Raw genomic sequence first — 24,613 nt, forward strand, 5'->3', positions numbered from 1 at the left:
GGACATTAGAACAAGCTATCAGTTATCTTCGCCTTTAATCGCGGCAGCACTTTTCTCATCTGCTACAGCAGATATTCCTCCCTTTGGAGTTCCCGCATTTGTTTCAGTATTCGCAGTAGTATCGGCTTTGGTTTTAGTATCGGCTTCCGTTTTCGTTGCATTGCCTGTCTCGTTAGCTGCAACTCCAGTAGTCGAGTCCTGTGTTTCCTCCGGCTTCACTCCAGTCACTGTTTCTTTGGCCGGCTGAAGCGTCACACTGACGACCCGCTTGCCATTTACCATTTGTGCCTTTTGAGAGACAACATACCCTTCCCCGCTTACCTGAACACCAACCTTCATAAGCGTCAGAACTTGAAGTGTGTCACGCAACGAGACACCTGTAAAATCGGGAATCGTCATGTTGGCACTATCCTCAGTCAGCAAATAGATGCGCTGTCCCGGTTTCATTTTGACGCCTGCTTCAGGATACTGACGAACAATTTTGGAGCCTTTACCTACCGTTTCGTAAGCAATCCCCTGTTTGAGCAATGCGTTTTGCGCATCCTTCTTCACTTGGCCTGTTAATTGTGGTACCGTTGGCAAATTCACCGTTTTCGCTGCAGCCCCACCTGATTTATTCGTTTTGGTTCCCGTTTTGGGAACCCCCATATATTGCAGCGATTGGGACACGATTTTTTTAAACACAGGTGCTGCTGCTGTACCGCCGCCTACCGATTTGTTAGGTTCATCCATAACTACCAAGACAGCTATTTTCGGATCATTTACTGGTGCAAAACCAATAAAAGACACGACATCCTTCGAATGATCGTAAACTTTTCCGACGACTTTCGTCGCTGTCCCTGTTTTACCAGCAACACGATATCCGTCAATATAAGCTAGACGTCCCGTACCAATTTCCTGGTCAGACACGACCTGCTCCAGATAGCTGCTTGTCTGAGTTGCAGATTCCTGAGTAATCACTTGGCGGACTTCCTTCGGTTGAATCGTCTGCACTTCGCCTGTATCTGGGTTTATAATTTCCTTCACCAGATGAGGCTGCATCAACTTCCCACCGTTAGCAATCGCCGAGATCGCTGCCACCTGCTGAATTGGCGTTACCTGAACCCGTCCGTGTCCATATGAAGCCGTTGCGACTTCGGATTTGTACTGGGTATGGAATGTGATAGCACCGGTAGACTCACTCGGAAGATCAATGCCTGTTTTGACACCAAACCCAAAGTTATTGATATACTTCTTCAGTCTCTCGCCACCCAGCTTATCCAGCCCCAAATGGACAAAACCGACGTTACTTGAACGCTTGACCCCTTGAAGATAGGTTAATGTTCCCCAGCTACGGCTTACGTCACGAATATCCCAGCCTCCAACACGAATCATACCAGATTGGTAGGTCTCATTCGGATTAAATACCTTTTCTTGAACCGCAGCAGCCAAGGTTACTATCTTAAACGTGGAGCCTGGTTCGTAGATAGACTGAGTAGCATTATTACGGAAATTTTCCAAAGGAGTACTCCCATATGTATTGGGATTAAAATTCGGATAAGTCGCCAAACCGAGAACATCCATCGTTTTGGGATCAGCTGCTACGACAGTCATCGTTTTGGGATTATACTTTGCGATAGCTTCCTGCATGGCATCCTCTATATAATACTGAATCGTATCATCAATCGTCAGCTTTAAATTTTTACCATTTTGTGCCGGCTCATAGACACTTTCCGATCCCTGAAGAGGAACTCCCTTTCGGTCCCGCTGATATAGAAGCTTTCCAGCCGTGCCGGAGAGCTCTTTATTGTAATAAGCTTCCAACCCCATACCTGCTGTACCATCTTTTCGCAAATAGCCAAGGACATGAGAAGCCAGCTTATTTTCTGGATAATAGCGTTTGGATTCCTGAACAGTGTCCACAGCTCCAACTACCTCATACTTATCCTTCAAATACTCTTTGAATGTATCCACCTGTGCCTTCACCTCAGGGTCTACCTTCCAGCCTCCATTACGAATCTCACGGTTTTTTAAATAGTTACCCTTTTTATCCTTTGCAGATAGATGTCTTCTCAGTTCATCCTCAGGCGTTTTGAGAAGCTGATGCAGCTTGGCTACAACCTCATTCTCCAGATCATACTCCTGAATGATGCTAGGGTTGACAACCACCGTGTAAGCCGGTGCATCCGTAGCTAGTACATTCCCTTTACGGTCCATTATAGTTCCACGCTTGGGCTGAATCACCTGGTCTCTTTCTATCTGTGCAACTACCTGATTATGCCAGTATTCCCCACTCACAACTTGAATCCAAAATACTTTAAGTAGCAGAACAAGAAAAAAGAGGGTAATACATCCCCCTATCAGCAGTGTGCGAAGCTTTATTCTTTTGACCATAGCTCAAACCTCTCTGCAAAAAAAATATACGTCAGAGCATAGCTTGATGCTATGCTCTTAACTATTTGGCAGCCTGCTTTTCCACACGAATGGGCTCTCTTGTTGGTTCGATATATCCCTGTTCCTTTGCAGTAGGCACAATCTGATTCTCCAGACGTTCCTTCTGAATCTTCAATTGGGCGATATTGGTCTGTAATTTGGAAATGTCCTTGCTGGCTGTATTAATCGCATAATTAATTTGATAAATGTGCGCATATCTGCCAATCAACGTCCCCGCAATGACAATGCATGCTACAAGTGTCAATAGATACAGCAGCTTTTCTCGAATCGGCAGCTCTCTGCGGCGTGTAACGACTTTAGTGGTCTCACGATACCGTTGTTGCTGAACCTGTTCCTGACGGGCTCTTTCTTTTACAGCCAAATTACCGCGTGTATAAGCCATGTCGCCTCTCCTTCTCCATTAAATTTACAATTTTTCGGCAACTCTCAGCTTGGCTGACCGGGATCGTGGATTAAGCTCTAACTCTTCTTCTGATGCCACAATCGGCTTACGATTCACCAGCTTTAGATCGCCTACCATTTTGTCATCCAGAATCGGCAAGTCAGACGGATAGATGCTTTTCGCCAAATACTCCTTGAAAATATGCTTGCATATCCGATCCTCCAAGGAATGAAACGTAATAACCGAAATTCTGCCCCCTGGAGCCAGACATTTTACTGCCTGATGCAAAGTATCTTCCAGTGCACCCAGCTCATCATTCACAGCAATCCGCAAAGCCTGAAAACTGCGTTTAGCCGGATGTCCCCCGGTTCTGCGTGCCGCAGCCGGAATTCCTTCTTTGATAATATCGACAAGTTCCCCCGTTGTGTGAATAGGCTTGTTCATTCTACGTTCAACCATGATCTTCGCGATCCGCCTGGAGAACTTCTCTTCTCCATATTGAAACAGAATACGCGCAATCTCCGCTTCCGGCCATTCATTAACAATTTCATATGCCGTAAGCGAACTGCTCTGATCCATCCGCATATCTAACGGTGCATCATGATTGTAACTGAATCCCCGCTCCCCCTCATCGAACTGGGGCGAGGATACACCCAGGTCGAACAAAATACCCTGGACCTGCGGGACGCCGTCTTTTTCGGGCAATCCCAGTTCGGCCAGCTTGTCCTGCAAGTGGCGGAAGTTGGATTTCACTAATGAAATCTTTCCTTCATAGGCTGACAGCTTCTCTCGTGCATTGTTCAATGCCCAGTCGTCCTGATCAAAGGCAATAAGCCTCCCCTCAGGGCCAAGCTGTGATGCAATGACGGAACTGTGTCCTGCCCCTCCCAACGTGCAGTCCACATAAATCCCGTCCTGCCTGATGTTTAGTGCCTGTGTTGCTTCTTCCTTGAGTACGGTAATGTGGTGAAACAAACGGCTGACCTCCTAAATTACAATTCAAAGTTGAAATCAACCAATTTCTCAGCAATGTCGTTAAATGCTTCTTCTGATTGGTTGAAATATTGCTCCCAAGTGTGCTTACTCCAAATCTCTACCCGGGTGGACACTCCCAATACGACGCACTCTTTTGTAAGCTTGGCGTATTCGCACAAATTCCCCGGTAAATTTACCCTGCCCTGTTTGTCCAATTCGCATTCAGTCGCTCCCGAGAAAAAAAACCGGGTAAACGCACGCGCATCAGCCTTCATCAAAGGCAGTGCTTTAAGTTTTTTCTCCATGACAGCCCACTCATCCATAGGATACACGAAGAGGCATTGGTCCAGCCCGCGGGTAACCACGAACGAGGCACCGAGAAGTTCACGAAACTTGGCCGGGACAGTAAGCCGACCCTTCTCATCAATGCTATGTTGGAACTCCCCCATAAACATTGGTTTCGTCACCCCTTACCCCATTCTCCCACTTTGGCCCACTTTCCACCACCTAAGCATAATAGATTCGCTTTAAAAAATCAAAGACCTCTTTTTCATTACGAAAAAGTGATAAACCTAGAATTCGGGCATAATGTCTGTTATTGTTGCCCCGCGTCATAAGATGCCAAAAAGCCCCTTATCCCATGAAGTCGAACCCCCGACAATATGCATCAGGTTTCGAAACAACACGGAATAAAGGGCTTATTCTCTATCCATCATGTCAACCTATACAAGTACTTGCTTAAAAATGCACCATTTCTGCAGCGGACATCGTGACCGAAAATAGATTAGGCGTTCCAGCTGTCCAGATAGACCTTTTGGTCTTCTGTTAATGTATCAATCTTGATTCCCAGACTATCAAGCTTGAATCGAGCCACTTGCTCATCAATTTCATAAGGTACATTAATCACAGCTTTACCCAGTTCGTTGTAACGATCATTCACATATTTCAAGCCAAGTGCCTGAAGAGCAAATGTCGTATCCATAATCTCTGCTGGATGACCGTCAGCGGCAGCTAGATTCACGAGGCGCCCTTCTGCGAGCAAATACATTTTACGTCCATCTTTAAAGCGGTATTCTTCGATATTGCGACGCACTGTGCGAATGGATTCGGAGCGTTTAGCGAGCTCAGGCTTGCTAACCTCCACATCAAAATGCCCTGCGTTACACAGCACAGCTCCATCCTTCATAACATCAAAGTGTTCCCCTGTAATTACAGCTTTATTTCCAGTTACTGTAATGAAGAAGTCGCCCAGTTTGGCAGCTTCCACCATTGGCAATACATGAAAACCATCCATATGGGCTTCTACAGCCTTGATTGGATCAACTTCCGTTACAACCACGTTGGCTCCCAGCCCTTTCGCACGCATTGCAACCCCCTTGCCACACCATCCATAACCCACCACAACCACTGTACTTCCTGCCACAACCAGATTAGTAGTACGAATAATACCGTCGAAAGCTGACTGGCCTGTACCATAGCGATTGTCGAACAAATATTTACAGTAAGCATCATTTACAGCTACCATCGGAAAGTGAAGCTGCCCTTCTTTTTCCAAGGCCTTCAAACGAATAATCCCTGTAGTGGTCTCCTCTGCTCCTCCACGGATCGTAGAAATCAGATCAGGCCGTTCAGATTGCAACAGAGTAACCAGGTCACCACCGTCATCTATAATGAGATCTGGCTTAGTTTCCAGAGCCTTGATTTGCAAATTCTTGAATTCCTCTGGATCTGGATTGTATTTAGCTAATACCGTAACGCCATCTTCTACTAATGCGGCGCAAACATCATCTTGTGTCGACAAAGGATTACTACCCGTAATGGTGACCTGTGCTCCACCTGCTTGTACCACTTTAGCCAGGTAAGCCGTTTTGGCCTCCAGATGTAAACAAATCGTTACCTTCAGACCAGCAAAAGGCTGCTCTTGCTCGAATTGTTGACGTATACGGTTCAATACCGGCATATGGGCTTCTACCCAATCAATTTTCAAATGACCTTCAGGGGCCAAGTTAAGATCGTGAATAATGCTATTTTGCAGAGAATGGGAAGTCATACGTTATTTCCTCCTAAATATTAGTTAAATTCGTTTATGATCATTATACATAAATCACACGATGCGTCCCGGACAAATCCAATGGCACGTTCATAATCATATCCATCAGGTCGAGACCATAACGATTCAGAAAATGATAGATCGTATACGCACGCTCCTGCGGCTGTCCAAATGGGAAAAGCGACCATTCGATATGATCCCAATGGCGAAGTGCTGTTCCATTTTGCCGAAGCAGCGCTTCCTCCACCTTTGCCTCCAGATAGGCGATCTGCCCCAGAATTTTCTCGCAGTTGGTTTCTCCGAGCTGTAGCAAACCTTTCTCTATCATCCCTGTCTGCTGTATAAGCGGTTTATAGATGCGGACAAAAGCATCCTTAGCCTCGGAAAACTGATCCTGCATTCCAAGCTGATCTTGAGTGGCGATCCATTGCTTTTTTCGTTCCTCAAGCCCGTCTCTAACTTGGCCAAAAGTTAGTTCGTACTTAAGCATATGCTTTTCCACGCCCGGCTCCAGTAATGTAAAAGACATACGCGGCAGCAGTATCGGCATCTGCATCCCGAGCACTTCGAAAGCGTCCCGTGTAATTGCCCAGTAGGCAATTTCTCCTAGACCCAGCACAGACCCCAGTACCGGGAACAGCGAATCCTGCATGAGCGGACGAGTTAGTACATTGTTACTAAAACGTTCGGGGTGTCTATCTATCTCTTCAAGCAGTTCAACCGCTGTAAATGCCACCAAACCGCGTCGATCTGTGAATAATCCAGCTTTTTTGAAAAGCAGTAGGCGTTCCTCTTCATGAATGTAAAAAAGGTTCGCACCACCTTCATGCACATCCGCTTGTAAGTGATAACCATAGTCCACGATCCGCGTAGCGGTTGTCCTATACGCTGTCTCCAACTCATCATTGTGCTGAACCAACTGTCTAAAAACGGATGCCTCTAGCTTGCGCAGCAAAGGATCTGCAGAATCCATGAGCACCAATCCATAGGTACCAAACAAACGACCCATCAGCTTGGCAAAGGCATCACTTAGTCCATATGACTCTGTCAAACCCTGCTCAATCATGTGCATAATATCGGTCTTATGTTCTGAATCTGGCAAGCATTGCTCTATATCCGCCATCGCTTGCTTCCACTCAACCGTATCGACTTTAATAGCACTAACTGAAGAACGACGTTCAGGCTGCTTATTCAGCTTGATTTTAACTGCTTGCGGGTCTTTTGCCATTACGTATGTATGATTGACCTCGTCCCAGTCATGATCTTCACCAGCAATCCAGAAAATTGGAATAACCGGACGTCCAAGCCGTTCTTCAGCTTCTCTAGCTGCTTTAATAATCGTAGCGGCTTTATAAATGACCAGCATCGGGCCTGTGAACAGTCCACTTTGCTGTCCGCCAACTACTACTAAAGCATCTGGGCTTTCCAAACGGTCCAATGAAGTATGAACCGCCTCATGCGAATTGTGTTGCTCATTGTATATACGAAGACATGCTACGACATCCTTACGGTTTAATCGCAGATGCTCCGTCTTATCCAGCCACTTCGCCCGTTGGGCATAAGCATCGGCGTGCAGAATATCATATTCATACAAATCGCTTGCGCGTCCTGTACCCTGTATATAGTCTTCTGCCAAAGCCGACCCTCCGCGAAGCGTTTCCGGAACTATTTTCATGGGTCTGCCTCCTGTCTCCACCAAAACCTTACTGCTTGATTGTACCGAAAGCCCATGTCCACGTCAAAGCTTCCTACAAAAAAACCGCCGAATAACTCGGCGGTTGGTGTATAGAACAAAATCAAGCGTAAGGTTCAGCTACAAAATGTCCTTTAGACACTTCGATAAGCGTGGCATTTTCCAGATTATAAGCCCCTGCCTTATTATCGGACGCGTTATGAATCGGTCCGCCTTGATCATCAGGCATAATAATTCGCTTTTTGTTGGCTTCAACTTCCGGATCAGGAAGTGGAATCGCCGACAAAAGCATTTTCGTATACGGATGAATCGGATTGGCATATAATTCAGAGCTTTCAGCAAGCTCCACCATTCTGCCTCTATACATTACAGCTACCCGATCACTGATGTGCTTGACCATCGACAGATCATGCGCAATGAACAGGTACGTCAGACCAAGACGTTCTTGAAGCTCTTTCAACAGGTTGACAACTTGAGCCTGAATAGATACGTCAAGCGCTGAAATCGGCTCATCACAAATGATGAACTTAGGATTAACAGCCAATGCACGGGCAATACCAATCCGCTGACGTTGACCACCAGAAAACTCATGCGGATAGCGTGTTGCATGGTCAGGGTTCAAACCAACCAGATCGAGTAATTCCTCAATCCGTTTCTTACGTTCTGCACGGCTACCTGCCATATTGTGAATATCCAGTGCCTCACCAATAATATCAGACACGGTAAAACGTGGGTTCAATGATGCATACGGATCTTGAAAGATCATCTGCATATCACGACGCATTGCTTTCATTTTCCCCGGTGATAATTTGTAAATATCTGTGCCGTTAAAACGTACGCTACCTGCTGTAGGCTCATACAAGCGCAAAATAGTACGACCCGCTGTAGACTTACCACAACCGGATTCGCCAACCATACCCAGCGTTTCACCCTCACGAATATAGAAATTCAGGTTATCCACCGCTTTGAGCACACGGTTTTTGCCAACATTAAAATACTTTTTAAGGCCTTCAACTTCAATTAAATTGTTGCTACTCACCATGATCTCACCTCCTATTTCTTCAACTTCGGATCAAGCGCATCACGCAAGCCGTCGCCAAAAAGGTTGAACGCAAGCATAATCAAACTGATCAAACCTGCTGGGAAAAGCATCCGCCAAGGGTAATACATCCACCCTGTCAGAGCTGATTCAATCATTGAACCCAGCGATGCCTGAGGAGCCTGTACCCCTAATCCAAGGAAGCTCAGGAATGCCTCGGAGAAAATAGCACTTGGAACCGTCAAGGTCAATGTGACAATGATTGGTCCTACCGCGTTAGGCAACAAGTGACGGAACAACAAACGACCTGCACCAGCACCCATTGAACGGGAAGCAAGTACGAATTCTCGGTTTTTAAGTTGCAGCATTTCACCACGTACAATCCACGACATGTTAATCCACCCTGTTACACAGAGCGCAATAATAATGGTGGTGATACTTGGCTCCAGTACAACCAGCAACAGAATTGTAACAAGCAAGTAAGGAATGGAATACAAGATTTCAGAAAATTTATTCATGATTTCATCAACGCGGCCACCAAAGTAACCCATAATTCCACCATAAATTACACCAATCATCAAGTCAATCATTGCAGCAGCCAAACCAATAATCAATGAAATCCGAGCGCCCATCCAAGTACGTACAAACATATCACGCCCCAGATCATCTGTTCCGAACCAATGTTCCGCCGATGGAGGAAGATTGGTGCTCAACAAATCATTCGTGCGGTCATCGTATGGCGACAGCATCGGACCAATAATTGAAGCAAGCACTATGAGAACCAAAACGCTTAAGCTCGTCATAGCCAATTTATTTTTACGAAGACGCTCCCAAGCATCTCGCCAAGCGGATAAGCTTTCACGCTGAATAACTTCAGACTGCTTTTCATCCGCTCCGACCCTCTGGAAATCTTCCGGTTTCACCTGAAGTTTATCCAAGTTCACAGCATTATCTTTAACAGACATAAAGTTATCCCTCCTTCCCGCCAGTAAGCTTAATCCGCGGATCAATAAATCCATATGCAATATCCGTAATAAAACGTGCCACCATCAACAAGATACCGTAAAAAATAGTAACTCCCATAATCATCGTATAATCACGGGTTGTAATACTATCTACGAACACCTTACCGATACCGCCAATCCCGAAGATTCGTTCAATAACAACCGAACCCGTAATAATATTGGCTGTCATTGGTCCTACATAGGTAACAACCGGCAGAATGGCATTACGTATAACGTGTTTGAACATAATTGTAATAGATTTCAAACCTTTAGCCTTGGCAGTCTTAATGTAATCTGCATGAAGCACTTCCAGCATGCTGGAACGCGTTAGTCGAGCGATAAACGCAATCGGTGAAGCAGATAGAGCCGCAACGGGCAAGAAGTAATCCATCGGGCCTTCAAAGCCCATAACATTAAACCAGCCTAACTGTTGAGCAAAGAAAAATTGAATTAACGATGCCAGAACGAAGCTGGGAACCGCAATCCCCATGATAGCTAATACCATAGCGACGTTATCTATGAGCCTACGATGATACAAAGCTGCTAGCATTCCTAGCAAGATACCGACAATTATCGACACGATTATGGCAACAAAACCGAGTTTGAGGGAAACCGTAAACGTTTGTCCGATAATGTCAGTTACACTTTGATTCAGCTTTTTCATAGAAATACCAAAATCACCTGAAGCAATATCACCTAAGTATTTAAAATATTGGACATATACAGGCTTATCCAGCCCATATTGCTCCATTAACCGGGCTTGAATCTCAGGAGAAGTCGCTTTTTCACTCATGAAGGGGTTACCCGGAATTGCTTTCATGAGAAAAAACGTCGCAGAGATCAGAATGAACAAAGACAGCAACATATAGAAAAATTTACTGATCAAATAACGCGTCATTGCCCGTTTACACCCCCCATAAATTATTTTCGACACCATTCGATTTTATCGAAATAGAATTGGACTGTCCAATCTACTTATTTGCATGGTTACATGATGATGGAAAAGACTAGGACACACAAAAAAAACGGGATATATATGGTTCAATCCACATATATATCCCGAAGTAACTATCAAACTTCAGAATTAAGCTTCAGTTACTGTGTAATATACGCTCTTGTGAAATCAATTGCTCCACTAAAGTCAAGTCCAATGTCTTTAACATTCGGTTTCGTTAAAGAAACATTTGAATAGTAATAGATCGGAAGCATTACCATATCATCTTGAACCAAAATTTTCTCTGCTTTCGCAAAATCTTCCATGCGTTTAGCTGGATCAGTTTCTGTTTTAGCAGCTTTAATCAATTCATCATACGCAGGGTTAGCATAACCTGAGTTGTTGTTACCATTGCCTGTTGTCCACATATCCAGGAATGTCATTGGATCATTATAGTCAGCAGACCAACCACCACGAGCGATTTGGAAATTCAGCTTGTTACGTGTTTGGATAAATACGCCCCACTCTTGGTTTTGAGTTTTAACATCTACACCAAGATTTTTCTTCCACATATCAGCTACTGCCAAAGCAATCTTTTGGTGACTTTCACTGGAGTTGTACAGCATAGTTATTGTAGGAAGCGTAGTCATGCCTTCTTCTTTCATACCTTCTTGAAGCAATTTTTTCGCTTCAGTGAAATCTTCTTTGAAGAAATCATCTTTATGCTCACTACGGAATTCTTGAGAAACTCCTTTGATACCTGGAGGTACAAAGCCGTAAGCAGGAATTTGACCGCCCATTGTTACACGTTCAACGATCGGTTGGCGTTGAATAGCCATCGCAAACGCTTTACGGATTTTAGCATTGTTAAATGGTTTTTCTGTTACATTAAACAGATAGTAGTACGTACTTGCAATTCCTTTAGCCTTAAATTCATTAGGCAATTCGTTTTTCACAGCCGTAATTTGGTCAGTAGGAATTTCACCTGTTGGCATACCTGAATAATCAAGTTGTCCACTTCTGTAAGAAGCCAGTTCAGTTGCACCACTGTTTACAAGGGACATTGTGATTTTGCTCAACTTGATCTCGTCTTTACCCCAGTAGTTTTCGTTCTTGGAAACTTCGATCTTTTGACCGCTATCCCAAGCCGTTAATGTGAAAGGTCCGTTAGTAATCATGCTATCTTTCTGAACTGCCCACTTGTCATTACCTTTAATAGAAGGGTTTACAGGATAGAAAGTGTAGAAAGAAGTCAATCCCAAGAAGTAAGGAGTTGGGTGTTCCAGCTCTACTTGCAATGTATGGTCATCAACAGCTTTGACACCTACATCTTTAAAGTCTGTAATTTTTGTTCCTTTATAAGATTTCGAAGTGCTCAGGTTGTAGCCCTCAGCATTTTTGATATAGTACAATTGGTAAGCATATGGAGGTGCAGGAGCCGTTGAAGGATCCAATACCCGTTGCCAAGCGAATACGAAGTCACTTGCTTTGACTGGGTCGCCATTACTCCATTTTGCAGTATCACGAAGCTTGAACGTGTAGGTTTTGCCGTCATCGGAGATTTTCCAAGATTCAGCAACGCCAGGGATTTCTTTGCCGTCAGGACCCATACGTACGAGACCTTCATACAAAGTTTTCAGAACCGCGTTGGTTTGACTATCCTGAGCTTGTGCCGGATCGAAGGTTGGCGGCTCGGAAGAAAGGTTAACGCGCAAAATTTGCTTGTCGGCCGGGGCCGGCGTAGTCGAGGTGTTTTCTTGTGCGCCCTTACCATTGGTATCATTCTTGCCGCCGCAACCTGCGAGCAGTGCGCCAACTGCAAGAACGAGTGTCAAAAGGACTAAAAAGCTTTTCCTTTTCATCTAGCGTTTTCCCCCTAGTTCTAAAGTGGTATATGTTTATAGATTATACAACCAGCGGTCAAAAAAATCTACATTACATTTCTTCAAATTGAGCTTTTTTTTCAAAAAAACATGATTAATTCATATTTTTTCATCATTTCATGTCATATTTCATCACATAGAGTTGAATATATTTTTAAATATACCAACAACAGTCAACAAAGTATACGCTAATGTCATCGCCATAAAAGTTAATCTCCAGACCGCTCTACATAATCTTTTGCCATCAACCTTTCCTTTTATTCGGTTTTGAGCTCCTCCAATTAAACCCAATGCCAGTAACAAGAGCAGTAGAATCAAATAAAAACCGAATCGGGATGTAAATAGGACATTAAAGAGTGCTGCGACGGAAAATATCAGAAAAAAAGTGGTAATATCCATAGAAGTAAGCAATGATTTCTTCTTTTCCATTTTAAGAATGTAGCGACAAACCGCAAACACGATCAAAAACGGAAAAAAGGGAAGAATACTGAAAGTGATAATAGTACCTTGTATAAGACTCAACTGATCACCCCTCTTTTAGCCGCATTCCTTCAATTAATTGCCACAATACCTCATGAGTTGGCGCACTAATCCCAGCTCGCTTTGCCATCTGCACCAGTTGCCCGTTAATGGAAGCAACTTCGGTCATGGAATGTGCAAGTACATCAGCTAGCATAGACGAGTGATTCTCTGCCGTTGCCCGGCAAACATCCATAATTTGATCCCACCATGCGCTTTCCCAGCGGATACCATGAGCTTCATATACTTGAATGCCTTCATCATACAGCTTACGCATCATATGTATTCGAACAGGCTCCGATAGCAGCTCGCCATTCCGAACTCGCCATACGGCTGTCAGTGGATTGATCACAGCGTTAATCAACAACTTGCGATAAATCCCTTTCTCGATTTCTTTCGACAAGCAAACGTCAAATCCTGCTGCAAGCAGCCGATTTAACACATATTGTTTGAAATCAGTGTTGTGCTCTCCCTCTACTTCCTCCGAATATCCAATTTCAGTCACGCCCGATCCTGCATGCACAATGGATGCTGCGCCTTGTTTCTTGGCTCCTTCGGTTGTCACAGCAGGATATACTACAGCTTTAGGCCACGCCTGCCTGATGCGTTCTATATGACCGATTCCATTCTGCAAACAAATAATCCCTGTACCTGTTTCCGTTTGAGCTACAGGCTGGATCTGCTCCAATACTTCTTCTATCGCCCCCTGTTTGGTCAAAAACATGATCCACCGTGCCGAAGTCTGTGAATTTAACCGTTGCCAATCTGCCAATGGCGCTACCTTTAATTGGTCCCCCGATACATGAACAGCCACCTGTCCCTCCTTATCAAGCACAGTAATCCCTTCACGAGCAATGATGTGTGCCTGCTCAAGTGTTCGTGTCCACAGCCTTACTGTAGCACCCGAGGCCGATAATCTCCCGGCAAACAGTAATCCCAGCGAACCCGCTCCAATAATATCAATCACTTTGTATCGTCTCGCTTCCATCTTTTTTTCTACTATATCATATGCACTCCAATGTAATAACAAAAAAACGCCAACTACGGCCAAGCGATAGTTGACGTTTTATTTAGATAGCTATTGTAATCTTGCTACTCAATGCGCTCCAGATTCCCATTAGCGTCCATTTTGAACCTGGATTTAAGCTCTTCCTCATCTTCAGTGATTAAAGCCAAACGCCGGGCACGGTCCATAATCTGAATCAGAGCTTTATAATCATCATTTACAACACGATAGTCGGTCTGCACATCATTCACTTCTTTGGACAGCCGGTCATTAATGGAGCGAAGCTGATTTAATTCTTCTTCCTTTTCCCGCAAATCTTTCTCCAGCATCTTAATCTGCCGATTAGTCTCCTGCACAGATCCCTTCCATTGACGCAAGAAGCGAATTACAGCATCAATAGATAACGTATCTTCACTCGTGCCATCGGTTCTGTATCCCCCTTCGACTGTATCGAGCGTGGCAAAGGCCGCTACCTGCGATACACCTACTGGGCTCTGCTTGCGAATATAACTGCGCTTCTGGCGCTGCGCTTTGGCAATGCTAATCGCTTCATCGTAACGTTTGCGCACGCAGCTATTCCAACGAAAGCCGCATGCCGCAGAGGTTCTACCTATTTTTTGTCCAACCTCCTCAAACGCAGCGAGCTGTGTTCCACCTTCCCGGATATGCCGCAATGTCACCTCCGCCAATATCAAGTCATCTTCCGCACTCCATGCATCTTGTCTTATTGCAGTCATGCCTCTAGCCCTCCTAACAACATCCTGAAATAACCGTCTTCATGAACCGATCTTGCCGGTATTTGAATAGGGTATAAAAGCTGTTTATTCATTCCTATGCCTCTCGTAGAGTTCATAGAATCTATTTGATACTAAATTGTATTTCCATTTCTGCCAGAACTCATACGTGAAGTAAACAGTTTCGGGTTTCACGCATGCTCTGACTGCTGTACAATAAAATGAATGGTTAAAGAATAAAAAAGGATCATATACATTACCAATAGTCTTTTTCTGGAATACATAAAAGGGGAAACTAAATGAATAAACGAATAAAAATCGCGATCTGCACCCTGCTGGTCCTCATGATGATGCTGACTTCCATATATGTACGTCCTACTTTGGCCGCTCCCTCTCCTGAAGAAAAACAGATTTTACAAGATAGCCTGTCTATCGTGGAGATCGACCATGAAATCGAGCGGATTAGTCAGGAGCAGCAGGCTCTTTTACAGCGTCAGCAGGAACTGCGTAGTAGTCTAGCTGATCAACAGGAGCAAATAAATCTACAACGTAAGCGTGCAGGTTCTGTGCTGCGATCTTACTATATGGGAGAAAGGGACAAGCTGCTGAGTGTAGTGCTAGGGGCTAAAAGTATAAAGCAACTTCTCTCTTTGTACGATTATTACTTATTATTGATTAGTCACGATCAGGATGTGCTTCAGGAATACGAATCCAATTATCAATTTATGCGAAAAACAGAGCAGCAAGTCGCCCAAGCCACGACGGAATTGGGGACGGTTAAAACAAACCTACTGGCACAACGTAAACGGATTCTCCAACTCCAGTCGCGTGTAGATAACGGCGTTAACGCCAGCGATAACCCTGATACTCTACGCAAGTTAATTGGCGAAATGACAGCTTATTGGGAGAATGTAGGGGTATACGAGGTAAATAAACACTTTAAAGCATTAGCTCAAGCAATGCAGGATTTACCCCAATTCATTCAACAACAGCAAGGTGCTATGATTACAAATGGAAAAATCATTACTATAAGCATTCGTGAAGAAGAATTTAACCGTTTTTTAAAGTCAGAGAATGAATTGTTTAATCACTTCAACTTTTCCTTCGTGCAGAATCAGATTGTGGTAGAAGGTCAGCAAGGAACGATGAGATTGAGGGTAGAAGGTCACTATACAGTAGAGAATGAACCCAAAAATGCCATTCTATTTCATGTAGATCGACTGGTATTTAACGGACTGGAATTGCCGGACACGACTCGCAACAAACTGGAAGAAGATTTTGATCTCGGCTTCTATCCACAGCAGCTTATATCATACGTCAAAGCTACAGAAGTACATGCTTTAAAAGGTATTCTTGAAGTTAAGCTCGAATTAAGTTTTAAGTAAGTTTTTGCTCACCTACATTGTTCTGATTTTTGATATGAACAAAACAAAAGACCTCGGGATGTTCCCGAGGTCTTCATTATTTGTAATAACGATCAGGGGTTATAACAGATCAGCTGCCAACTGCGCGAGCTTGGAGCGTTCTCCTTTTTCCAACATAATATGTCCGCTAATCCCTTCTTGCTTAAACCGCTCCACCACATAGGTCAAGCCATTACTGGCTGCATCTAGGTAAGGATGATCAATTTGCTCCGGATCTCCCATCAGAATGATTTTACTTCCCTCACCTACCCGAGACACAATCGTTTTGATCTCATGTCGGGATAAATTTTGCGCCTCATCGATAATAATAAATTGCCCAGGTATCGAACGTCCGCGAATATAAGTGAGCGCCTCAACCTGAATACTGCCCAAGCCCATCAAAATTTTGTCGATATCCCCAGATTTTTTGGCATCAAACAGATACTCCAGATTGTCGTAGATTGGCTGCATCCAGGGGCGAAGCTTTTCTTCCTTTTCTCCCGGTAAATAACCGATATCCTTGCCCATAGGAACAACAGGCCGAGCAATTAACAGTTTCTTGAAGCGATGCTCATCCTCTACTTTAAGCAGCCCCGCCGCCAGTGCCAGTAGCGTTTTGCCTGTACCTGCTTTTCCAGTAATCGTCACAAGAGGGATATCATCATTAAGCAAAAGCTCCAATGCCATCCGTTGTTGAGCATTACGCGCGCTGATTCCCCACACCGATTCGTTACTTAAGTACAAAGGTTCTAATCGCTCTGCCTCCTGGTTTACTTTCAGCAATGCTGATTTTCCAGTGCCCATTTCATCTTTCAAAATAACAAATTCATGTGGATACAGTGTATAAGGTAGTTTCAGTGGTTTGATTGGTAAGAAACGGTTAGAGTAAAATTCATCTATGATGGACGGATGCACCTGTATCGCTGAGTATCCGGGGTACAACTCACTTGGATCGCCCGTTCTATCGGATAGGTAGTCTTCAGTCAGCAGCCCCAATACATCTGCCTTGATTCTGACTAATACGTCTTTACTAACCAACACCACCGAACGCGGATCAGATCGCTCCTGTTCTTCCAAATGATAATTTAAGGCAACTGCCAAAATCCGGTTATCGTTCGAAACCTCCCCGAACATCTCCTGAACTTTCAAAAAACTCCGGTGGTTTAACTCAACCTTAAGCCTTCCCCCTTGGGGAAGTGGAACGCCACTGTGAAGATGCCCCACTTCTCTCAACCCGTCCAACAATCGCGATACATTACGGGCATTCCGTCCAATCTCATCCGCGTTGCGTTTTTTGGAGTCGATTTCTTCCAGAACAACAGCTGGAATAACAACTTCATGTTCTTTGAAGGTAAAAATGGCTTTCGGATCATGCAGTAGCACATTCGTATCCAGCACAAAAATTTTCTTCATTAAATCCCCTCCAAAGCGGCGTGGACAATCTCATGTTTCATACCTATACCTATTCACTGGCTACCCAATACTTGCTGATTCCCTGAAAAAAGAACCCCAAAACAGCATAATGCAACGAAAAGTGTAGCTGAAGATAGCCTCAGAGCCTGTACATTTTTAAAATTAGACACAAAAGGCCCAGTGATTGCTCACTGGACCTAGACTGGGTTCACTTTAAATTTAGTCATACCTCAACCCCCTTATGCTATATAAGAGCTTTACTCGCTGCGAGTATAACATAAGCGGGGAAAAAGATACATACTCAGGAATTGGAAGAAGCTTCAGTGCTGTCGCTTGCTTTTTTGGCTAATTCCTCTTGTAGCGCTTGTTTGGCCAAATCGAGCTGTTGCTCATCAATGTACACATAAGGGCTACGCCACGTTCCTGATACAGGATTGTATTTTACATTTTGCTTGGAAATATTCCAATAGGTTTGTACGATATTTTTCATTTGCTGTGACTCGATATCAGTCATCATATTCTTATCAACCGATTTAATAATTGCACTAAACTTGGTCAAAGCATTAAAGGATTGCATTTGGTCAATTAGGGAATGAAGCACCTGATTTTGTCGACGATTGCGATCAAAGTCGTCAGATTCAGCCGTTCTCGGACGACAATTCGACTTGCGGTAGCGAACAAAATCAAGAGCTTGGTCACCGTTCAAATGCTTGGCCCCAGCTGTCAAGTTAATATCGGTGCCATCAGCACGGTCTCGATAACACATATTTTTGTCAACCGTTACATCTACGCCACCTAGATTATCTACAACATCTCTAAAGCCCTGGAAGTTAATAACCGTTACATAATCAATATTAATGTTTAAATATTTTCCGATCATCTTCTTCATTTGCTCTTCAGCAACTTCACCAGAGTCTTTCTCTCTAGCCTTAAACACCGGATAATACTCATTCAGCTTGCGTGGTTTATACCCATCCATTTCTAGACGCGTATCACGAGGCAAGGACACAATGGTAGACGATTTTGTACTAGGGTTCAATGTAGCTACCATAATAACATCTGACAAATACGTCGGATGGTCAGGGCGATAGTCGGTTCCAAGCAATAAAATAGTCAAAGGCTTAGCCTCAGCCAGTTGCGTTTTGGGCACTTCCTTGTTGATTCCAGTATCCAAAACTTCCTCTACCTGATTGTAAATATAGTAGGTATAACCACCTGCTGCCAAGATACCTATAATGAGTAGAAATAAGACAAACTTCATAAACGATCTGAAAAAGCTTTTTTTCTTTTTCGTTTTTTTCGGTTTGGCGGATTTTTTCCCGCTTTGTGTCCGGGGAGGCAATCCATTCGAAAGATTACTCATGCTTCAACACCTTTTCCTGCGTTTTGAGAAATATAGCTTTCTCCAAGTTTACAATCCTAAAACACATACAGCGGCGCATCCCATTTCCGGGCGTCGCCGCTGTGGCCAAAGACCAATCCTATGAATTAACTATTTGCTTGTGCTGTTTTACGTTGTTTCTCCGCACGCTCGCGCTCACCTTTGTTCAAGATCTTTTTACGCAAACGAATGGATTTAGGAGTGATTTCACAATACTCATCATCATTCAGGTATTCAAGCGCCTGCTCCAGAGAGAAGATAACAGGTGTTTTCAATTTAACTGTATCATCTTTTGTTGCGGAGCGAACGTTTGTCAATTGTTTTTCCTTACAGATGTTAACGACAATGTCGTTATCACGTGTGTGCTCACCAACGATCATACCCTCATAAATTTCAGTCCCTGGCTCCAAGAACAAAATACCACGATCTTCTACGCCCAGCATACCATAAAATGTAGAGGTGCCGTTTTCCGTGGATACGAGTACACCTTGATGACGTCCACCTACTTGACCGCCAACAAATGGTCCATAGCTGTCAAATGCATGGTTCATTACACCGTAGCCACGAGTCAAAGTAAGGAAGTTTGTAGTGTAACCGATCAAACCACGTGCAGGGATCAGGAATTCCAAGCGAACCTGTCCAGTACCGTTATTAATCATGTTGACCATTTCGGCTTTACGGGAGCCCAGGCTTTCCATAACTGCACCCATGCTTTCTTCCGGAATATCAATGAGGAGACGTTCGATTGGCTCCATTTTTTTACCGTCAATTTCCTTAACGATAACTTCCGGTTTGGACACTTGCAGTTCGTAACCTTCACGACGCATGTTTTCAATCAGGATTCCCAAATGCAATTCACCACGTCCAGATACAATAAAGGCATCCGGGCTATCGGTTTCATCAACACGCAAGCTGACATCTGTTTCGAGTTCTTTCAGAAGACGCTCACGCAATTTACGAGATGTTACCCACTTACCATCGCGACCTGCGAATGGACTGTTGTTAACCAAGAAGGTCATTTGCAGTGTAGGTTCATCAATTTTCAGTACAGGCAACGCTTCAGGATGATTTGGATCGGCAATGGTTTCACCAATGTTGATGTCCTTAATCCCCGCGATCGCCACAATGTCACCAGCGCCTGCTTGATCGGTTTCAATCCGTTTCAGTCCTTGGAAGCCGAACAACTTCTCAATACGCGCTGATTTACTGCTGCCATCACGTTGGATAACTGTGACCGCTTGTCCCTGCTTGATAATACCGCGGTTCACCCGACCTACTGCAATTCGGCCCAGGTATTCGTTATAGTCCATCAGTGTTACGAGGAATTGAAGAGGCTCATCTACTTTCTCAGTTGGAGATGGAATATGCTCTACCACTGTTTCGTACAATGCTTGCATGTTGTCATCTTGCTTTTCAGCATCCAAGCTGGAGGTTCCGTTCAGTGCCGAAGCGTACACAACAGGGAATTCTAATTGATCATCATTTGCACCCAGCTCGATGAACAGATCCAGTACTTCGTCAATGACTTCTGCTGGACGAGCTGCCGGACGGTCAATTTTATTGACTACAACGATAGGCGTCAGATTTTGTTCCAGCGCTTTACGCAGTACGAATTTCGTTTGCGGCATGCAGCCTTCGTAAGCATCAACGACGAGCAAAACGCCGTCAACCATTTTCATGATCCGTTCCACTTCACCACCAAAGTCGGCGTGTCCCGGTGTATCTACAATGTTAATCAGGTAATCTTTGTAAGTGATAGCTGTATTTTTAGCCAAAATCGTAATACCGCGTTCACGTTCCAGATCGTTGGAGTCCATGGCGCGCTCCTGAACAGCCTCGTGTTCTCTAAATGTTCCAGACTGTTGAAGCAACTTATCGACAAGTGTCGTTTTTCCGTGGTCGACGTGGGCAATAATCGCAATATTGCGAATGTTCTCTCTTGCATGCATGGTTTGTATCCATATCCTTTCCGTATATCAAAATAGTGTCTCTATCCTGAAGCAATGCTCATTCAAGGCTAACAATCGTTCTTTAGGCCCACTCCCTGCCAGCCTTCTATATGTTTCAGGCTTTATACAGACAGCTTCTCTCTCCGATTCGCGTGAAAACCTTAAAATAAGCGTCAGAAATCATTCCGACGCTCTTTTCATATCCATTATATTATAGTAGAAATATGTCATAAAGCAAGACATTATTGCCTGTTCCGTAATTTACCGCCATGAAATCTGCACAGCTTGTCGGTTTACCAGTTGCGTTTGCTACGGTTGTTTATGACCAACCAGATTCCAGCTCCAATCAGCAAAACGGCAATAATATACATGATGCCTGTACTTAGCAAGGTAATAATTAATAATAGCACCGATATCAAGCCTAATAGCACGCTCCCTGTGTATACATTGCAAGAAAGCGAAATATCATTAATGGCATACTCCCATAATCCAATCGCCACACCTAGAAGGAACATAGGCCATAAGTAGACCATTAAATGCCATCCCCAAGTATTGCAGAGAAAAAAGAGGAAGCCGTATACCGACAAAATCCCTGCCGGCAGCAACATAAAGGGTGATACCTTGCGCATCATATACATTGCATGCAGCACGATTCCAGGTATTAAAATCAGCAAGGGCCAAAGGTTGCGTCCCAAGAAGGAGAACGTCCCCAATTTCCCCAACAAAATAATCAGTCCTACGGCAACAATGCCTACTCCGATCATACGCTCTTTTCCGGAATTCATCGTGGTCTCCTTTGTTTGCTGGATTTGTTTTTGAGTCATTAAATGTAGTTATTTTTAAGTACACTTTTATGAATATAGAGTTTTTACAAAAACCGAGCAAACTCCCCGGCATCTGCAAAACCCTATGTCTAGTTTAGCCGATGTTTTCCAAAAAAACCACGTTCAAATATGACGGGTCCGTAGCTGTCGATATATTCCTGCAATGACAACCGCTACGGCCAGCAAGAGCGGTAACCATGCATGTATAACCTCACCCATGACTGCTAACCATATGCCCAATTTGGGATCACGCAGTAGCATTTCTCCTGCCGTAAAGGCCAGAATGGCAGATCCCAGCAGAACAAGGATCGGGAATCGATGAAGCCAGATTGCTATCACATTGCTGCCCCAGACGACAATCGGAATACTAATTGCGATACCAATGACTATAATAGCAATGTCCCCATTGGCTAGAGCTGCAATAGCTAATACGTTATCTAGACTCATTACAAAGTCTGCTACTAATATCACTTGTATTGCCTTCCAAATGGTTGTTTCCGCTCTTACTCCTACATGATCATCATTCTCATACAGCAACTTGAATGCAATCCATAACAGAAGTAAGCCGCCCGCCGCCTGAATAAAAGGTATGCCCAGCAAAATAACAGCTACAAAAGTCAACACACAGCGCAGAAGGACCGCACCGACTGCCCCCCACCATATCGCTTGACTTCGCTGCCTTGCAGGCAAGTTTTTGCTCGCCATGGCTATAACAACTGCATTATCACCGCTTAGCACCAAATTAATCATTAATATTTTCAATAGCAAAATGATATGCTCCATATGTACAAACACCCCCATCCTACATGTATGCGAAATCGGACGAGGCTATGCTTGCAGGCATTTCAAATAATTCATCATTTATTAATAACTGATATCCAATTTGTTGAGTATATACCTTGAATTCAATAACAAACAGCAATATAATGAATCGTATTTCCGAAAAACGGGTATTAACATAAACAACATGCAATGTTTTTGATGATGTTTAATCAGGGAGATGAGAACGATTGACATGTCTGTACTTCAGTTCTTTTGGCTATTGCTTAATGTAATATTTATTGACCTTCTACTCGCAGGAGATAACGCGATTGTAATTGGGCTTGCCGCCAGAAAGCTGCCTCCTGCAATGCAAAAAAAAGCGATTCTATACGGCACCGGGGGTGCCCTGCTCATCCGCATAGCAGCCACTATTGTGGTACTCTGGTTGCTCCAAGTACCGTGGTTGTTACTCATTGGGGGTGTGATGCTAGTCTGGATCGCGTATAAGTTGCTCGTGGACCAAGAGGATCATGCTGAAGTTAAAGCAGGCACAACGCTATGGGGTGCTATCCGCACCATTATTATCGCCGATGCGGCAATGGGTCTGGACAACGTGATTGCTGTTGCTGGCGCGGCCCAGCAACATTTGATACTTGTAGTGCTGGGCCTGTTAATCAGTGTGCCGATCGTTGTATGGGGAAGTACTCTTTTTATCAAGCTGATCAACAAATTCCCCTGGATCATCTATTTAGGATCGGCTGTGCTTGGTTATACGGCCTCTAATATGATCACTGAAGAACGTAAGCTGGCACCATACTTTACAGAGCATCCGGCGCTGCGTATCTTGTTTATTGCCACCGTTATGGCTGGGATCTTGCTCACAGGATATCTTCAAAATCGCAGAGCAGTAGCCCGTCGAGAAAAAGCCGTCTAAAAGAGTTTTCAAAAGCACAACCCAAATAAAAAGGCAGACCCAACACTGTTGCGGGTCTGCCTTTTTTATTAAAACCAATCTTCCTGTATAACTTCCTCTTTACGCCCCTCTATAGCTCCGCCTGCCTCAAGGACAACCGTCTCCGTTGTAGCTACAGCCTGATCGATTAAAGCATTTAAATCCCGAATAGAAGCTTCAATCTTCTGCACTACCCACAAATTCGGATTGGTCGTGGGAGATTTGGGAACAAACAATGTACAGCAATCCTCATACGGGAGAATGGATAAATCGTAGGTGCCAATTTGCTTAGCGATTTCTGTGATCTCCTGCTTATCCATCATGACGAGAGGTCGCAGCAAGGGGAGTTCCGTCGAACGACCAATCACATTCATGCTGGATAGCGTTTGACTAGCAACTTGACCCAGACTGTCGCCCGTCACGAGTGCCAATGCTCCTTCACGCTCTGCCAGCATCGTTGCAATTCGCAGCATAGACCGCCTCATTAGCGTAATAATCAAATTATCCTGCCCAGTGCGAGTAAAGGCCGTCTGCACCTCTGTGAACGGTACAAGGTGAATTTTGATGCGGCCCGCGTAGCCTGCTAATACTTTTGCCAAATCAATAACCTTTTCTTTCGCACGCTCACTTGTAAATGGATAGCTATAAAAATGTACACATTCGATTTCCAAGCCTCTACGCATGGATGACCATCCTGCTACCGGACTGTCAATTCCACCGGACAGCAGCAGCATAGCTTTGCCGTTCGTTCCTAACGGAAAGCCCCCGACAGCCATAATGACATCACTAAAAATATATGCCGCCTGCTCTCTTACCTCCACACGCAGCTCAATATTAGGTTGACGTACATCGACCCTCAGCGCCGGAAAATTCCGCAATAGAGGAGATCCAATTAAATGATTCATCTCTTGTGAAGAATGGGGAAACCCCTTCCATACTCTGCGGGCATTTACCTTGAATGTCGTTCCCTCGTCTACGTTCAGCTCATGCATTAAAGCTACAGCCGTCTCAATGATAGCATCCAACTCAACAGGAGCCATTTTGACAGGGCTAATCGTCGTGATGCCAAACACCTTCTGCAACACTTGAATGATCTGTTCATAAGGCTCTCCTCCGAGAACCACATAAATCCGTCCAAATTCCTTGCCCAAAGAAGCACCTGGAAAAGGCTTAAGCAACAGTTTTACGTGTTTCAGTACAGCCTTTTCAAAACGAGCACGATTCTTCCCTTTTAATGTAAATTCGCCAAAGCGAAGTAACAGCATATCATAGTGCAT

The 24,613-nt window shown here is 44.2% G+C and carries 21 protein-coding genes; 2 read left to right on the forward strand and 19 right to left on the reverse strand.

Annotated elements, in window-relative coordinates:
* Window positions 1-18 precede the first annotated feature (18 nt).
* From G9G57_RS03445 to G9G57_RS03505, 13 genes are all read right to left on the reverse strand, one after another.
* On the reverse strand, window positions 19-2,373 hold the full coding sequence (locus tag G9G57_RS03445; RefSeq protein ID WP_090889367.1) for a penicillin-binding transpeptidase domain-containing protein: 2,355 nt from the start codon (window positions 2,371-2,373) through the stop codon (window positions 19-21).
* A gap of 61 nt (window positions 2,374-2,434) precedes the next feature.
* Window positions 2,435-2,815 carry a hypothetical protein gene (locus tag G9G57_RS03450; RefSeq protein WP_013372097.1) on the reverse strand — a complete coding sequence of 127 codons (381 nt, stop codon included), beginning with the start codon at window positions 2,813-2,815 and terminating at the stop codon, window positions 2,435-2,437.
* 24 nt (window positions 2,816-2,839) lie between these two features.
* Window positions 2,840-3,790, reverse strand: a complete 951-nt coding sequence (gene rsmH / locus G9G57_RS03455; RefSeq protein WP_017428135.1) for a 16S rRNA (cytosine(1402)-N(4))-methyltransferase RsmH — start codon at window positions 3,788-3,790, stop codon at window positions 2,840-2,842.
* A gap of 17 nt (window positions 3,791-3,807) precedes the next feature.
* Window positions 3,808-4,245 carry a division/cell wall cluster transcriptional repressor MraZ gene (gene mraZ, locus G9G57_RS03460; protein WP_013311099.1) on the reverse strand — a complete coding sequence of 146 codons (438 nt, stop codon included), beginning with the start codon at window positions 4,243-4,245 and terminating at the stop codon, window positions 3,808-3,810.
* A gap of 329 nt (window positions 4,246-4,574) precedes the next feature.
* Window positions 4,575-5,840: an adenosylhomocysteinase gene (locus G9G57_RS03465; protein ID WP_017428137.1), complete on the reverse strand. Its 1,266-nt coding sequence runs from the start codon at window positions 5,838-5,840 to the stop codon at window positions 4,575-4,577.
* A gap of 43 nt (window positions 5,841-5,883) precedes the next feature.
* Complete coding sequence (bshC, locus tag G9G57_RS03470) at window positions 5,884-7,515, reverse strand: bacillithiol biosynthesis cysteine-adding enzyme BshC (RefSeq protein WP_164964480.1); 1,632 nt, start codon at window positions 7,513-7,515, stop codon at window positions 5,884-5,886.
* 121 nt (window positions 7,516-7,636) lie between these two features.
* Entirely contained in the window at window positions 7,637-8,575 is a 939-nt protein-coding gene (locus G9G57_RS03475; protein WP_016821552.1) for an ABC transporter ATP-binding protein, read from the reverse strand.
* 11 nt (window positions 8,576-8,586) lie between these two features.
* On the reverse strand, window positions 8,587-9,537 hold the full coding sequence (locus G9G57_RS03480) for an ABC transporter permease (RefSeq protein WP_016821553.1): 951 nt from the start codon (window positions 9,535-9,537) through the stop codon (window positions 8,587-8,589).
* Between the two features lie 4 nt (window positions 9,538-9,541).
* Window positions 9,542-10,474 carry an ABC transporter permease gene (locus tag G9G57_RS03485; protein ID WP_016821554.1) on the reverse strand — a complete coding sequence of 311 codons (933 nt, stop codon included), beginning with the start codon at window positions 10,472-10,474 and terminating at the stop codon, window positions 9,542-9,544.
* A gap of 197 nt (window positions 10,475-10,671) precedes the next feature.
* A complete protein-coding gene (locus tag G9G57_RS03490; RefSeq protein ID WP_016821555.1) occupies window positions 10,672-12,372 on the reverse strand; it encodes a peptide ABC transporter substrate-binding protein in 1,701 nt (566 codons plus the stop codon).
* 153 nt (window positions 12,373-12,525) lie between these two features.
* Window positions 12,526-12,915, reverse strand: coding sequence for a DUF3397 domain-containing protein (locus tag G9G57_RS03495; protein WP_013372105.1), 390 nt, complete (start codon window positions 12,913-12,915; stop codon window positions 12,526-12,528).
* Window positions 12,916-12,919: 4 nt separating this feature from the next.
* Window positions 12,920-13,900 carry a ketopantoate reductase family protein gene (locus tag G9G57_RS03500; protein ID WP_016821556.1) on the reverse strand — a complete coding sequence of 327 codons (981 nt, stop codon included), beginning with the start codon at window positions 13,898-13,900 and terminating at the stop codon, window positions 12,920-12,922.
* Window positions 13,901-14,004: 104 nt separating this feature from the next.
* The gene (locus tag G9G57_RS03505) at window positions 14,005-14,655 is read right to left on the reverse strand and encodes an RsfA family transcriptional regulator (RefSeq protein WP_016821557.1); all 651 of its coding nucleotides are present in this window, start codon (window positions 14,653-14,655) and stop codon (window positions 14,005-14,007) included.
* 296 nt (window positions 14,656-14,951) lie between these two features.
* Between G9G57_RS03505 and G9G57_RS03510 the strand changes: the two genes are divergently transcribed.
* Window positions 14,952-16,037, forward strand: coding sequence for a coiled-coil domain-containing protein (locus tag G9G57_RS03510; protein ID WP_016821559.1), 1,086 nt, complete (start codon window positions 14,952-14,954; stop codon window positions 16,035-16,037).
* A gap of 99 nt (window positions 16,038-16,136) precedes the next feature.
* Here G9G57_RS03510 and G9G57_RS03515 read toward each other — a convergent pair whose 3' ends face one another.
* The 5 genes from G9G57_RS03515 to G9G57_RS03535 form a co-directional block, all read right to left on the reverse strand.
* Window positions 16,137-17,468: a PhoH family protein gene (locus tag G9G57_RS03515; RefSeq protein ID WP_017428139.1), complete on the reverse strand. Its 1,332-nt coding sequence runs from the start codon at window positions 17,466-17,468 to the stop codon at window positions 16,137-16,139.
* A 301-nt stretch (window positions 17,469-17,769) separates the two neighbouring features.
* Window positions 17,770-18,831, reverse strand: coding sequence for an LCP family protein (locus G9G57_RS03520; protein WP_016821561.1), 1,062 nt, complete (start codon window positions 18,829-18,831; stop codon window positions 17,770-17,772).
* A 125-nt stretch (window positions 18,832-18,956) separates the two neighbouring features.
* Window positions 18,957-20,798 (reverse strand): translational GTPase TypA, encoded by a 1,842-nt coding sequence (gene typA / locus G9G57_RS03525; RefSeq protein WP_016821562.1) that lies wholly within the window; start codon window positions 20,796-20,798, stop codon window positions 18,957-18,959.
* 293 nt (window positions 20,799-21,091) lie between these two features.
* The gene (locus G9G57_RS03530) at window positions 21,092-21,583 is read right to left on the reverse strand and encodes a hypothetical protein (protein WP_151255415.1); all 492 of its coding nucleotides are present in this window, start codon (window positions 21,581-21,583) and stop codon (window positions 21,092-21,094) included.
* A gap of 162 nt (window positions 21,584-21,745) precedes the next feature.
* Window positions 21,746-22,405 (reverse strand): TerC family protein, encoded by a 660-nt coding sequence (locus G9G57_RS03535; protein WP_025365349.1) that lies wholly within the window; start codon window positions 22,403-22,405, stop codon window positions 21,746-21,748.
* Window positions 22,406-22,622: 217 nt separating this feature from the next.
* On the opposite strand from G9G57_RS03535, the gene G9G57_RS03540 reads away from it, so the two are divergent.
* Window positions 22,623-23,318, forward strand: a complete 696-nt coding sequence (locus G9G57_RS03540; RefSeq protein WP_016821565.1) for a TerC family protein — start codon at window positions 22,623-22,625, stop codon at window positions 23,316-23,318.
* Window positions 23,319-23,386: 68 nt separating this feature from the next.
* Here G9G57_RS03540 and thiI read toward each other — a convergent pair whose 3' ends face one another.
* Window positions 23,387-24,613, reverse strand: coding sequence for a tRNA uracil 4-sulfurtransferase ThiI (gene thiI / locus G9G57_RS03545; RefSeq protein ID WP_016821566.1), 1,227 nt, complete (start codon window positions 24,611-24,613; stop codon window positions 23,387-23,389).

This window comes from Paenibacillus sp. EKM211P (genome assembly GCF_011066175.1).
GTDB classification, from domain to species: domain Bacteria; phylum Bacillota; class Bacilli; order Paenibacillales; family Paenibacillaceae; genus Paenibacillus; species Paenibacillus polymyxa.